This window comes from Agromyces badenianii, from assembly GCF_003070885.1.
Classification (GTDB): Bacteria; Actinomycetota; Actinomycetes; order Actinomycetales; family Microbacteriaceae; genus Agromyces; species Agromyces badenianii.
The window spans coordinates 318,444-331,438 of record NZ_CP028913.1; the positions used below are offsets into that span (position 1 = coordinate 318,444).

The following is a 12,995-nucleotide window of genomic DNA, read 5'->3' on the forward strand; positions in this document are numbered from 1 at the left end:
TGACGCGAACAGGCATCGCGAATGAAGGGAACAGGCATCTGATGCCGAGGCGCGTGGCTTCGGCTACTCAGTCCGAGGGCAGGCGCGACTCAGGAGCGGGCGCAGCGGAAGCCGATGTGCGACGTCGCCGTGTCGTCGGACTGCGGTGAGCGGGCGGCGGGGCGGTAGCGCAGGCAGTAGTCGGGGGAGCACAGGTGCGAGCCGCCCTTGAGCACGCGGCGGGGAATGCGCGAGCCCGGTTCGGCGGATGCTGCGGCGAGCAGGTTCGGCCGCCGTTCGGCGTCGACCGCCTCCACGCCAGGCGGGGTGTGCCGGGCGGTGTAGAAGTCGGTGGTCCACTCCCACACGTTGCCGGTGACGTCGAAGAGGCCGTAGCCGTTGGCCGGGAACGTCATCACGGGCGAGGTGCCGACCCAGCCCTCGGCACCCGTGTTGCGGTACGGGAACGAACCCTGCCACCGGTTCACCATGAGCCGGCCGTCGGGGAACTCCTCGTCGCCCCACGCGAAGCGCGCGCCCTCGAGCCCGCCGCGGGCGGCGAACTCGAACTCGGCCTCGGTGGGCAGGCGCTTGCCGGCCCATTCGGCGTAGGCCGAGGCATCCTCGAAGCTCACCTGCACGACCGGGTGAGCGGGGCGGTCGGCGAGCGCGTCGACGGACGCCTCGGGGCCGAACGGATGCCGCCAGCTCGCGCCCGCACCCCAGCGCCACCACTGCCGCCACTCGCGCAGGTCGACGGGGCCCGACGTGGGCGTGAAGACGAGCCCGCCCGGCACGAGGTCGCCGGGGTCGGCACCCGGGAAGTCCGCCGGGTCGAGCGGCCGCTCGGCGACCGTGACGTACCCCGTCGCCTCGACGAACGCGGCGAACTGCTCGTTCGTGACCGGGTGCACGTCGATCTGGAACGACGCGACCGTGCGCTCGTGCACGGGCGTCTCGTCGGCGTAGAACTCGGACGAGCCCATGCGGAACGTGCCGCCCTCGACCCGGATCATGGGTGCGAGCTGGTCGAGACGGCCGGTCATGGCTACGGCAGCAGGCGCGTCGGCCCGCGGAACAGGTAGGTGGTCTCGCGGATCGACGACTCGCCGAGCATCAGCATGAGCACGCGAGCGAGGCCCATGCCGAAGCCGCCGTGCGGCGGCACGCCGTAGCGGAAGAAGTCGAGGTAGAACTCGAGCTCCTCGGGATCCATGCCCTTGTCGCGAGCCTGCTCGACGAGCACGTCGATGCGGTGCTCGCGCTGGGCGCCCGTCGAGATCTCGACGCCGTTGTAGATGAGGTCGTAGGAGTTCGTGAGGCTCGCGTCGCCCTCGTGGCGCATGTGGTAGAACGGCCGGATGCTCGCCGCGTAGTCGGTGAGGAAGACGAAGTCGTGGCCAAACGTCTCTTTGACGTAGGCCGAGATCTGACGCTCGCCCTCGGGGTCCATGTCGTCGTCGGCGCGGGGGATCACGTAGCCGCGGTCGGCGACGATCTGCTTCGCCTCGGCGAGCGGGATGCGCGGGAACGGCCGCGACGGCACCTGGAGCTCGATGCCGAACAGCTCGGCGATCTCGGCACCGTGGCGCTCGACCACCGCGGTGAAGCCCGCGACCATGAGCTCCTCGTGCAGGGCCATGACGTCTTCGTGCGAGTTGATCCAGCTGATCTCGGTGTCGATCGAGGTGAACTCGGTCGCGTGACGCGAGGTGAACGACGGGTCGGCGCGGAACGCGGGCCCGACCTCGAAGACGCCGCCGAAGCCGGCCGCCTGGGCCATCTGCTTGAAGAACTGGGGGCTCTGCGCGAGGTACGCCTTGCCCTCGAAGTACTCGACCTCGAAGAGCTCGGCGCGCGACTCCGACGCCGAGGCCATGAGCTTCGGGGTCTGGATCTCGATGAGACCCTTCTCGACCCACACGCCGCGCAGCGCGTGGAGGAACGTCGTCTGGATGCGGAAGATGAGGGCCTGCTTGGGGTGGCGCAGGTCGAGGAAGCGCCAGTCCATGCGCTTGTCGAGGCTCGAGTCGGCCGCGATGGGCGTCTCGGGGTTGGCCTCGGTGACGACGTCGAGCGAGGCGATCTTCACCTCGAGGCCGCCGAGCTTCACGCGCTCGTCGTGCTTCAGCTCACCGGTCACGGTGATGAACGAGCCGTGGGCGAGCGCCGAGATCGCCTCGGTCGTCGCGAGGCGAGCGGATGCCGCGGCATCCGCGCCCTCTTCGACCTCTCGCGTCGCGGGGTTCACGAGCTGCACGGCACCCGACTCGTCGCGAAGGATGACGAACTGCACCTTCTTCTGATCGCGCACGGTCTCCACCCATCCGGAGACGGTGACGGGGCCGTCGGGGAGGGCGGCGAGGGTCTTGACCAGGGTGCGTGTACTCACGATCGACCATCCTACCCGCGGGGGTTTCGCCGCTCGGCTGAATCAACGCTCGGCGGATTCAAAGGGTCTCGCTCTCTAGACTGGAAACCGTGCCCGCCGAGCAGATCCATCTCGTGCGCCATGGCGAGGTGTTCAACCCCCAGGGCGTGCTCTACGGGCGACTCCCCGGCTACGGGCTCTCCGATCTCGGTCGTCGCATGGCGCAGGCCGCCGCAGACGACCTCGTCGCGCGCGACCGCCACGTGAGCGCGCTCATCTCCTCCCCGCTGCAGCGCACGCAGCAGTCGGCTGAGCCGATCGCCGCAGCATTCGACCTCGAACCGGTGCTCGACGAACGGGTGATCGAGCCTGAGAACCGCTTCGAGGGCAGGCGCATGCGCGGCCCCGACGGAGCGCTCCGCGACATCCGCAGCTGGCCCCTGCTCGTGAATCCGTGGGAGCCCAGCTGGGGCGAGCCGTTCCGCTCGATCGCCGACCGCATGCTCGCCGCGATCGGCGACGCCTGGCAGCAGACCGACGTCGGCGACGTCGTCATCGTCAGTCACCAGCTGCCGATCTGGATGGTGCACCGGCGGCTCGCTCGCCTGTCGCTCTCGCACGATCCCCGTCGTCGCCGCTGCGGGCTCTCGAGCATCACGACGCTCGAGCGTCGCGGCGATCGATTCGTCGAGGTCGGATACGTCGACCCCGCGGCGGGGCTCGCGGCCGAGGCCACCGATGTAGGAGCAGTGTGATGAGGATGCGTCGGTCGATGACCGCGGTGGTCGTGGCAGCGGCCCTGCTGTTGACGGGCTGCACGAGCGACCCGCTCGCCGATCAGTTCCGCGAGGGCAGCGGCAAGAACTACATCGCCGGCGACGGCACGATCACGGTGTACGACCTCGACGGGCGCGGCGAGCCGATCGAGTTCTCGGGCGAGACCGTCGAGGGCGAGAGCTTCGACTCGGCGGATGCCGCAGGCAAGGTGCAGGTCGTCAACTTCTGGTACGCGGGCTGTGCGCCGTGCCGGGTCGAGGCGCCGATACTGCAAGAGGTCTACGAGGCCGTCGACCCCGACGAGGTGAGCTTCGTCGGCGTGAACGTGCGCGACCAGGCCGGCACCGCTGCGCCATTCGAGCAGGACTACGGCATCACCTACCCGTCGGTGCTCGACGTCGCGAGCGGCGAGGCGCAGCTCGCGTTCGCCGGCCGAGTGCCGCCCGCCGCCGTGCCCACCACCATCGTGCTCGACCAGCAGGGCAAGGTGGCCGCACGCGTGCTCGGCCAGCTGAAAGACGCCTCGATCCTCGAGACGATCATCGACGACCTCCTCGCAGAGCAGGCGTAGCGCATGGGCGCGGGCGAGATCGTGTTGAACGGGCAGTTGCTCGCGGCGATGCCCATCGCCGTCGCCGCCGGTCTCGTCTCGTTCCTCTCGCCGTGCGTGCTGCCGCTCGTGCCGGGCTACCTCGGGTACCTCGGCGGGTTCACGGACGCCTCGGCAGATGCCGCCACCGAGCGAAGCAACCGCCGCCGGCTGCTGCTCGGCGTGCTGCTCTTCATCACCGGCTTCACCGTGGTCTTCGTCACCTTCAACCTGGTCGCGGGCGTCGCCGGTGCGTGGCTCGCGCTGTACTCCGATCTCATCGTGCGCGTCGCCGGCGTGCTGCTGGTGATCATGGGGCTCGTCTTCATCGGCCAGTTCACGTTCCTGCAGCGCACGATCAAGCCGTCGTGGCGGCCCGCGACCGGGCTTGCGGGGGCGCCCCTGCTCGGCATCGTGTTCGGCCTCGGCTGGACGCCGTGCATCGGCCCGACCCTCGCGGTCGTGCTCGCGCTCAGCGCCGACTCCGCGTCGGCCGGCCGGGGTGTGCTGCTCGGCCTCGCGTACTGCGTCGGCCTCGGCATCCCGTTCCTCCTCGTCGCCGCCGGCTTCGGCTGGGTGACGGGCTCGCTCGCCTTCCTCCGCCGCCACATCCGTGCGATCAACATCGCCGGCGGCGCGCTGCTGATCCTCATCGGCGTGCTCATGGTGTCGGGAATATGGTCCATCTGGATGTACGAACTGCAGGCGGTGATCACGGGTTTTGTCCCCGCAATCTGACCCGGGCGCGCCGTCGCGGCCCGCCGACCACATCGACTCGGTCGAGCAGGATGCCGGCGAGGCATCCGTCACCCAGCCGAAGCTCGGCTTCACGGGCTGGGTGCGCTTCGCCTGGCGGCAGCTCACGAGCATGCGCACCGCGCTGCTGCTGTTGCTGCTGCTCGCGATCGCCGCGGTTCCCGGTTCGCTCGTGCCGCAGCGCTCGAGCGACCCGAACGGCGTCACCCAGTACTTCAGCGACAACCCGACGCTCGCGCCGATCCTCGACGGCTTCCAGATGTTCGACGTCTACGCCTCGGCGTGGTTCTCGGCGATCTACCTGCTGCTCTTCGTCTCGCTCATCGGCTGCATCATCCCGCGCACGAAGCATCACTTCGAGGCGCTGCGGGCTCGGCCGCCGCGCACGCCGGCGCGCCTGTCGAGGCTCGCGGGATACACCGAGCGCGAGCTGCTGCCCGCGGGCGACTCGGCCGGTGCCGGCAGCAGCGAGGCCGCGGATGCCGCGATCGACGCCGCCGCGAAGCAGCTGCGCCAGTCGGGCTACCGCGTCGAGCGCTACGAACTGCGCGGCGAACCCTCGGTCTCGGCCGAGCGCGGGTATCTGCGCGAGACCGGCAACCTCGTCTTCCACACGGCACTGCTCGGCGTGCTCATCGCGGTCGGCTTCGGCGGCGGATTCGGCTTCTCGGGCCAGCGCGTGATCGTCGAGGGGCAGACCTTCGTGAACACCCTCGCCGCCTACGACTCGTTCAACCCGGGGCGCTTCTTCAACGACACCCGGCTGACGCCGTACCGGCTCTCGCTCGAGAGCCTCGACGCCGTCTACGAGACGCGCAATCAGGAGGCGATCGGCCAGCCCATCGACTTCACGGCGCACGTCACCGTGCAGGGGCAGGGCGGTCAACCCGAAGAGCGCACCGTCAAGGTCAACGAGCCGCTCTACACGCACGGCACCGACGTGTACCTGCTCGGCAACGGCTACGCGCCCACGATCACGGTGAAGAACGCCGACGGCGAGGTCGTGTTCACCGACTCGGTGCCGTTCCTGCCGCAGGACGCGAACCTCACGTCCATCGGCGTCGTGAAGGTGCCCGACGGCCTGCCCGAGCAGCTCGGCATGGTGGGCTTCTTCTATCCGACGCAGAGCGAGCTCACCTCGGGCGCGTACACCTCGAGCTACCCCGACCTGGTCTTCCCGGTGCTGACGCTGAACGTCTACGAGGGCGACCTCGGCATCGACGAGGGCACGCCGACCTCGGTGTACACGCTCGACCCGTCGACCATGGAGCAGCTGACGGGCGGCAAGACCGGCGTCGACTCCATCGAGCTGATGCCGGGCGAGACGGCCGAGCTGCCGAACGGCCTCGGCACCGTGACCTTCGAGGATGCGACCCCCGAGACCGGGAGCGCGGATGCCGAGGGCGGGGACTACGCGAAGAGCGTGCCGCGCTTCGCGAGCTTCGACGTCCACCACGATCCGACGCAGATCTGGGTGCTCGCCTTCGCCGCGCTCATCCTCGGCGGGCTCCTCGTCTCGCTGTTCGTGCCGCGACGGCGCATGTGGGTCAAGGCCGTGACGAAGCCCGACGGACGCGTCGTGCTCGAGTACGCGGGGCTCGCGCGCGGCGACGACCCGGGTCTCGACGACGCGGTGACCGCGTTCGCCGACCGGCACGGCGGCCCGGCCGCGGCCGACGAAGGCGCCGGTTCCTCCGAGAAATCTTCGACGTAAGGTAGAACAGTGCAGTTGACGCTCGACGAGATCTCCATCCTCTGCGTGTACTCGGCAATGGTCGTGTACGCCATCGCGTTCATCGCGTTCTCGATCGACCTCGCGAAGCGATCCGCCGCCGCCACCGCGGCAGTGGATGCCTCGGCTCGCGTCGAGGCGAACGAGGCCGTCGCCGTGGGTGCGACGGGAGGCTCGCGCACCGCGGTCGCGGCGAAGCCCGCGGCATCCGTCGCCTACGGTCGTTCGCCGGCGCTGCGCGTGGGCGTCGCGATGACCGTGCTCGCGTGGCTGCTGCACCTCACGGCCGACGTGCTGCGCGGCCTCGCCGCCGGGCGGGTGCCGTGGGCCAACATGTACGAGTTCGCCCTCACCGGAACCCTCATCATCACCACGGTGTTCCTCATCGTGCTCGTCGTCTCCAAGCACGACCTGCGCTTCCTCGGCACCTTCATCACGGGCCTCGTGCTCGTGCTGCTCGGCGTCGCGGCGCTGAACTTCTACGTCAGCCCGGTGCCGCTGCCGCCGGCACTGCAGTCGGTGTGGCTCGTCATCCACGTGTTCGTCGCGAGCGCGTCGGTCGGTCTGTTCGCGCTCGGCTTCGCGCTCTCGGTCGTGCAGCTCATGCAGGCCCGCCGGGAGTCGATCGCGGCGACGGCGAAGGCGGCGAAGCTCACGTTCCTCGCGACGCTTCCCGACTCGGTCACGCTCGAGAACCTCGCCTACCGCATCAACATCATCGGCTTCATCCTCTGGACGTTCACGCTCATGGCCGGTTCGATCTGGGCCGAGAAGGCCTGGGGCCGCTACTGGGGCTGGGACACCAAGGAGGTGTGGACCTTCATCATCTGGGTGGTCTACGCCGGCTACATCCATGCTCGCGCGACGCGCGGCTGGCGGGGCTCCCGCTCCGCGTGGCTCGCGATCATCGGCTTCTCGACGGTGCTGTTCAACTTCACCGTCGTGAACCTCTTCTTCAAGGGACTGCACGCCTACTCGGGTCTCTGATCGCCGGCTGACCCGGGGTTCGCCCGCCGACTCGGGGTTCGCCCGCTTGCGTCGTCGACCCGCCGAGGGCACGATCGAGCCATGGGCAGAGACCTGCTCGAACGGGATCGCGAACTCGGCGAACTGCGCTCCGCGGCGTACGACGCCGCACTCGGGCGCGGCCGCGTGGTGCTGCTCCACGGTGAAGCGGGCATCGGCAAGACGAGCCTCGCGAACGCGCTTCGCGCGGATCCACCCGGCGGTGTGCGCGTGCTCCTCGGCTCCTGCGACGCGATGTCGACGCCGCGGCCGCTCGGGCCGTTGCGCGACCTCGCGGCGGAGGTCGGGCCGCGGCTGGGCGCGGCACTGCGAACGGGTGACCGCGAGGCGGTGCTCGACGCCCTCCGAGACGAGCTCTCGGATGCCTCGGGAACGGTGCTCATCGTCGAGGACGTGCACTGGGCCGACGAGGCGACGCTCGACGCGCTGCGGTTCCTCGCCCGCCGCATCGACGCCCTCCCCGCCCTCCTCGTTCTCACCTACCGCGACGAGCTCGACCGCGACCACCCGCTCGGCCGCCTGCTCGGCGACCTCGGCCACGGCGATCGGGTCGATCGCATCGCGCCGCGCCGTCTCTCCTCGGGCGCGGTCGGCGCGCTGACCGCCGGCAGCGGCCTCGACGCCGACCGGGTCTTCGCGGCCACCGAGGGCAATCCCTATTTCGTCAGCGAACTCGTCGCCTCCGCCGACGAGACCGGAGTGCCCCCGACGGTGGTCGATGCGGTGACCGGTCGGCTCCGGCGCCTCGACCCGTCGACGCAGGATCACGTCGAGCAACTCGCCGTCGTGCCGTCGACCGTCGACCGGGCACTGCTCGTGACCCTGGTTCCGGGATCCGAAGGCGCGTTGCGCGCGGCGGAGGAAGGCGGCCTGCTCGAAGTGCATCCCGAGGGCGTGCGGTTCCGTCACGAGTTGACTAGGCGGGCGATCGTCGACGCGCTGCCGGCCTCGCGTCGCATCGAACTCGAGCGCCGGGTGCTCGGCGAGCTGCTCGCCTCGGGCGTCGCCGACCCGTCGAGGCTCGTGCACCATGCCCTCGCCGCAGGAGACATCGACACGGTCGTCGCGTGGGCCCCGCGAGCCGCTCGCGACGCCGCGGCATCGGGTGCGCACCGGCAATCGGCCGCGCACTTCCATGCCGCGCTCGCCCACGCCGACCGGTACGGCCCGGCCGAGCTCGCCGAACTGCTGGAGGAGTTCGCGATCGAGGCGTACACGATCGGGTCGGCGCCCGACGCCGTGACCGCCCAGCGCCGGGCCGTCGAGTATCGCAGGCAGCTCGGCGATGCGCGGCGACTCGGGGCGAGCCTGCGCTGGCTCTCCCGCTTCCACTGGTTCGCCGGGCGCCGTGCCGATGCCGAGTCCGCCGCCCGCGAGGCATCCGCCGTGCTCGCCGACGCGGGCGACGAGAGCCTCTTCGCGATGGCGCTCAGCAACGAGGCGCAGCTCGCCCTGCTGGCGCACGATTCAGCTCGGGCCCTCGTCCTCGCCGGTCGCGCGATCACGATCGCGCGGGAGACCGGAGATCGCCGGGTGCTCTCGCACGCCCTGAACAACCACGGCAGCGCGCTCATGTTCCGCGGTGCCGACGAGGGCATCGGCGAGCTCCTCGAAGCCGCAGAGGCTGCGCTGTCGGTCGACGACATCGAGGATGCCGCGCGCGCCTCCGTCAATCTCGTGTGGGCGCTGCTCGACGAGTACCGGCTCGACCTCGCCGAGGAGCACCTCGTGCGCGCGATCGAGCTCACCGAACGGTCGGAGTTCATCGGCTTCGTCGTCTACCAGCGCATGGAACAGGCCCGGCTCGACCTCGCCAGGGCTCGCTGGGACGACGCACTCGCCGTGGTGGAGCCGCCGCCCGAGCCGCCGCACGCTCGCTGCGTCGCGCTGACGGTCGCAGGTGCGGCGCACCTGCGGCGGGGCGACGGGGGAGTGGAGGAGGCGCTCGACGAGGCTCGACGTCTCGCCGACGAGCTCGGTGAGCTGCAGCGGCGCGCGCCGGTCGCCGCCGTGCGGGCGGAGGCCGCCCTGCTCAGCGGCGACCTCGATGCGGCTCGTGCGATCGTTCGGCCCGAGTTCGACGAGGCCGACCGCCGGGAGGCTCGCGCACTGCGCGCCGAGCTGGCGTATCTCTTGCGCCGTGCCGGCGACGAGGTCGACGTGGCGGCCGACGACCCGCATCCCTTCGCCGTGCAGGCCCGCGGCGAGTGGCGTCGGGCCGCCGAACTGTGGCACACCGCAGGTGCGCCGTACCACGAGGCCGCGGCGCTCGCCGAGAGCCCCGATGACGTCGACCTCATCGACGCGCTCGCGATCCTCGACCGCATCGGCGCGGTGCCGCTCGCCCGGCGCGTCAGGGCTGGGCTTCGCGAACGAGGCGCGCGGAGCATTCCGCGCGGGCCGTCGAGCCCGACCAGGCGCAACCCCGAGGGGCTCACCGACCGGCAGGTCGACGTGCTGCGGCTCCTCGCAGGCGGTCTGACGAACGCCGAGATCGCCGAGCGGCTCGTCGTGTCGGTGCGCACCGTCGACAGTCACGTCGCCGCGGTGCTCGCCAAGCTCGGGGTGTCGTCGCGTCAGGACGCGGTGCGCGCCGCCGGAGATCTCGGCCCGCCCTCCGCGTGACCTCCGCGTTATGCCGGCGTGATCTCGGTAGTCCCGCCCGGTGATCTCGGTAGCGGTCGCCGATGATCCGGAGCGCGCTTCGAGCTGAGATGGTCTCACGGCCCGCAACCGACGGGTCGCACGGACAAAGGATCATCATGAACACCGCACTCATCGCATCCGGGGCTTCGTCAGTCGGCCAGCGCCGGCACTCGACGCTCATCGAGTGGATCGCCCGTCGCGCTGAGCTCTCCCGCGACGCGCGGACGCGCCGCGCCGAGCTGCGTCACAGTCGCGAGGAGCTGGCCGCGCTGCACGAGCGACGCCAGGAGGCCGCCCGGCTGCGGGAGGAGCGGTTCCGCGAGGTCACCTTCGCCCGCCTCATGTGACGGGTCGGGCGAGGCATACGGCGACTCGCGCTCGTTCCCCGTGCCGTTGCTCCTCTGGTGACCCGGGCGGGAGCCGAGCTCAGGCCTCGGCTCCCACCGGCCGGAAGGCCGCGCATGCCGTCGCGGCGATGAGCGCGGCGACGACGAGCAGCGCGAGGGCCAGCCACGGCAGCACCTCGACGCCCATCGCGTCGAGGGCGAGGCCGCCGAGGAACGCGCCGGCGGCGATCGAGCCGTTCCAGGTGGCGACGACCATCGACTGCGCGACGTCCGCCGCATCGCCCGCGATGCGGGCCGGGGCGGCCTGCAGCAGGGTCGGTGAGCTGCCGTAGGCGACGCCCCACGCGGCGAGGGCGAGGTAGACCGCGACGGGCTGGTCGGCGAAGAGTCCGATGGCGATCATCGCGAGGCCGAGCACGGTCGCCGCGAAGAGCACCATCGACCGCAGCCGCCGGTCGACGAGCGCTCCTGCGCCGATCACGCCGGCGACGGCGAACAGCCCGAAGACGAGCAGCGCCAGGTCGAGGTGGCGATCGATGCCGGACGCGACGGTGAGCGGGGCGACGTAGGTGTATGGCACGTTGTGGGCTAGCACGAAGAACGCGGTCGTGGCGAGCACGGCGGCGAGGCCGGGCAGCCGGAGCACCGACGACAGCGAGGGGCGCTGCCCGGAACGCTCGCCCGCGAACGAGGGGAGCGCCGCGGCGGCCCAGACGGCGAGACCGATGCCGACCACGGCGATGACGCCGAACGCCGCGCGCCAGCCGATCGCGGCACCGAGGGTGGTCGCGATCGGCAGGCCGAAGGCGAACGCGAGCGGGGTGCCGACCATCGCGACCGAGAGCGCGCGTCCGGCGTGCTCGGGTTCGACGGTGCGCATCGCGTAGCCGGCTGCCATAGCCCACAGCAGCCCGGCGAGCATGCCGCCGAACACGCGGGCGATGAGGATGACGGTGTAGGAATCGGCGATCGCGGTGATGCCGTTGACGAGGGCGAAGCCGATGACGAGGGCGACGAGCAGGGGCTTGCGCGGCAGGTTGCGGGTGACCGCCGTGAGCGGGATCACGGTGATCGCGGTGGTGACCGCGTAGATCGCCACGAGCTGGCCGATCTGCGATTCGGATGCCCCGAGGTCGGCACTCATCTGCGGCAGCAGCCCGGCCGGGAGGATCTCGGTGACGACCCCGGTGAACACGACGGCGGCGAGGGCGAGCAGTCCGTTCAGGGGGAGGCGTGCGCGAGCTCGGCGGGCGGCTGCGGGGATGGTCGGGGCGGACTGCTCGGTGATCGGTGAGGCCATGTCGACAGTGTCGAACCTTGACACTAGTGTGAAGGTCAAGCCAAGGGACGGCGACTCACAGGAGGCAGCATGCGAATCGGTGAACTCTCGGCGCGCACGGGTGTGCCGACGCGCCTGCTGCGCTACTACGAGGAGCAGGGCCTCGTGAGCTCGACGCGGGAGCACAACGGGTACCGCGACTACGCCGAACCCGCGATCGAACGGGTCACGCAGGTGCGGGGGCTCATCGAGGCCGGCATCCCGACCGCGGTGATCCGCGACATGCTGCCGTGCCTCGCGAGCACGTCCGTCGTCGAGGCGCCCGTCATCCAGCGCGAGCTCGCCGAGACCCTCGCCGAACGCCGTGCCCAGCTCGAGCAGCGCATCGGATGCCTCACGAAGAACCGCGACGCGATCTCGAGCTACCTGGAGCGCGCCACCGTCACGGGGTGACGCGGCCCGCGAGCACCGCGTGACAGCGCACGAGGCGCTCGAACCACCACTCGGTGCGCTCGGGCGACGCGGCGTACCGATCGAGCAGCGCGGGGTCGGGCAGCACCCGGCCCACCGGGATCGACCCCTGCTCGGGCAGCAACGGCGACCGCGTGACATCCGCCGCCAGCAGCGATGCGGTGCCGAGCCCGCAATCGAACTCGAGCGAGGTGACGGATGCCGCGAGCTGCGCTCCCATCGCGATGCCGACACTCGTGTCGAGGGCGCTCGAGACGACCACCGGCAGGCCGGTGCGGCCGATGAGCTCGAGTGCGCGGTGGATGCCGCCGAGCGGCTGCGCCTTGATCACGAGCAGGTCGGCGGCGCCCGCCTCGGCCACGGCGAGCGGGTCGTCGGCCCGGCGCACGCTCTCATCCGCCGCGATCGGCACGCCCATGTACTTCGTGCGCCGGCGGATCTCGACGAGCTCGGCGATGCTCGCGCAGGGCTGCTCGACGTATTCGAGGTCGAACGGTGCGAGCGCGTGGATCGCATGCTCGGCCTCGTCGACGTTCCAGCCGGCGTTGGCGTCGACGCGGATGCGGCCCTCTGGGCCGAGCGCCTCGCGCACGGCGCGCACGCGGGCGACATCCTGGGCGAGCGTCTGGTCGGGGCTCGCGACCTTGACCTTCGCCGTACGGCAACCGGGGAAGCGCGCGAGCACGGCGGCGACGCTGTCGGGGTCGACCGCCGGCACCGTCGCATTGACCGGGATGCGGTCGCGCAGCGCGGGCGGCGGGGTCGTCCAGCCGTAGTCGATGGCCGCCTCGAGCCATGCGGATGCCTCGTCGTCGTCGTATTCGGCGAAGGGCGAGAACTCGGTCCACCCCTCGGGCCCCTCGAAGAGCACGGCCTCACGCACGTCGATGCCGCGGAACCGCGTCACGAGGGGGAGGGCCACGACTCGGGCGGTGGCGAGCAGTTCGTTCGGCTCGGGCAGCATGTGCCCAGTCTCGCACCCCTGCCCGTCGCTCGCCGCGGAGACCCGCTCGCCCTCGCGC

Annotated in this window: 12 protein-coding genes; 8 read left to right on the forward strand and 4 right to left on the reverse strand. The window is 71.1% G+C overall.

All coding sequences use genetic code 11. From position 1 onward, the window contains the following. Positions 1 to 89: 89 nt before the first annotated feature. Positions 90 to 995: a formylglycine-generating enzyme family protein gene (locus tag DCE93_RS01500; protein WP_108596509.1), complete on the reverse strand. Its 906-nt coding sequence runs from the start codon at positions 993 to 995 to the stop codon at positions 90 to 92. Positions 996 to 1,027: 32 nt separating this feature from the next. Next, positions 1,028 to 2,371 (reverse strand): aspartate--tRNA(Asn) ligase, encoded by a 1,344-nt coding sequence (aspS, locus tag DCE93_RS01505; protein ID WP_168186152.1) that lies wholly within the window; start codon positions 2,369 to 2,371, stop codon positions 1,028 to 1,030. 89 nt (positions 2,372 to 2,460) lie between these two features. Here aspS and DCE93_RS01510 point away from each other — a divergent pair, with 89 nt between their 5' ends. The 7 genes from DCE93_RS01510 (at position 2,461) to DCE93_RS01540 (ending at position 10,223) form a co-directional block, all read left to right on the forward strand. Next, positions 2,461 to 3,105 carry a histidine phosphatase family protein gene (locus DCE93_RS01510; RefSeq protein WP_108594335.1) on the forward strand — a complete coding sequence of 215 codons (645 nt, stop codon included), beginning with the start codon at positions 2,461 to 2,463 and terminating at the stop codon, positions 3,103 to 3,105. Positions 3,106 to 3,122: 17 nt separating this feature from the next. Next, entirely contained in the window at positions 3,123 to 3,698 is a 576-nt protein-coding gene (locus tag DCE93_RS01515; protein WP_235825330.1) for a TlpA family protein disulfide reductase, read from the forward strand. Between the two features lie 3 nt (positions 3,699 to 3,701). After that, on the forward strand, positions 3,702 to 4,454 hold the full coding sequence (locus tag DCE93_RS01520; protein ID WP_108594337.1) for a cytochrome c biogenesis CcdA family protein: 753 nt from the start codon (positions 3,702 to 3,704) through the stop codon (positions 4,452 to 4,454). Further along, the gene (gene resB, locus DCE93_RS01525; protein WP_108594338.1) at positions 4,438 to 6,186 is read left to right on the forward strand and encodes a cytochrome c biogenesis protein ResB; all 1,749 of its coding nucleotides are present in this window, start codon (positions 4,438 to 4,440) and stop codon (positions 6,184 to 6,186) included. The genes DCE93_RS01520 and resB overlap by 17 nt, the downstream gene beginning before the upstream one ends. A gap of 57 nt (positions 6,187 to 6,243) precedes the next feature. Next, the gene (ccsB, locus tag DCE93_RS01530) at positions 6,244 to 7,191 is read left to right on the forward strand and encodes a c-type cytochrome biogenesis protein CcsB (RefSeq protein ID WP_108596511.1); all 948 of its coding nucleotides are present in this window, start codon (positions 6,244 to 6,246) and stop codon (positions 7,189 to 7,191) included. An 81-nt stretch (positions 7,192 to 7,272) separates the two neighbouring features. Next, positions 7,273 to 9,855: a LuxR family transcriptional regulator gene (locus tag DCE93_RS01535; RefSeq protein WP_108594339.1), complete on the forward strand. Its 2,583-nt coding sequence runs from the start codon at positions 7,273 to 7,275 to the stop codon at positions 9,853 to 9,855. 137 nt (positions 9,856 to 9,992) lie between these two features. Next, complete coding sequence (locus DCE93_RS01540) at positions 9,993 to 10,223, forward strand: hypothetical protein (protein WP_108594340.1); 231 nt, start codon at positions 9,993 to 9,995, stop codon at positions 10,221 to 10,223. Positions 10,224 to 10,302: 79 nt separating this feature from the next. On the opposite strand, the gene DCE93_RS01545 is transcribed toward DCE93_RS01540, so the two are convergent. Continuing rightward, positions 10,303 to 11,523, reverse strand: a complete 1,221-nt coding sequence (locus DCE93_RS01545) for an MFS transporter (RefSeq protein WP_108594341.1) — start codon at positions 11,521 to 11,523, stop codon at positions 10,303 to 10,305. Positions 11,524 to 11,592: 69 nt separating this feature from the next. Here DCE93_RS01545 and DCE93_RS01550 point away from each other — a divergent pair, with 69 nt between their 5' ends. Further along, positions 11,593 to 11,955 carry a MerR family transcriptional regulator gene (locus DCE93_RS01550; protein ID WP_108594342.1) on the forward strand — a complete coding sequence of 121 codons (363 nt, stop codon included), beginning with the start codon at positions 11,593 to 11,595 and terminating at the stop codon, positions 11,953 to 11,955. Here the strand turns inward: DCE93_RS01550 and DCE93_RS01555 are convergent. Then, positions 11,945 to 12,937 carry an o-succinylbenzoate synthase gene (locus DCE93_RS01555; protein WP_108594343.1) on the reverse strand — a complete coding sequence of 331 codons (993 nt, stop codon included), beginning with the start codon at positions 12,935 to 12,937 and terminating at the stop codon, positions 11,945 to 11,947. The genes DCE93_RS01550 and DCE93_RS01555 overlap by 11 nt on opposite strands. Positions 12,938 to 12,995 lie beyond the last annotated feature (58 nt).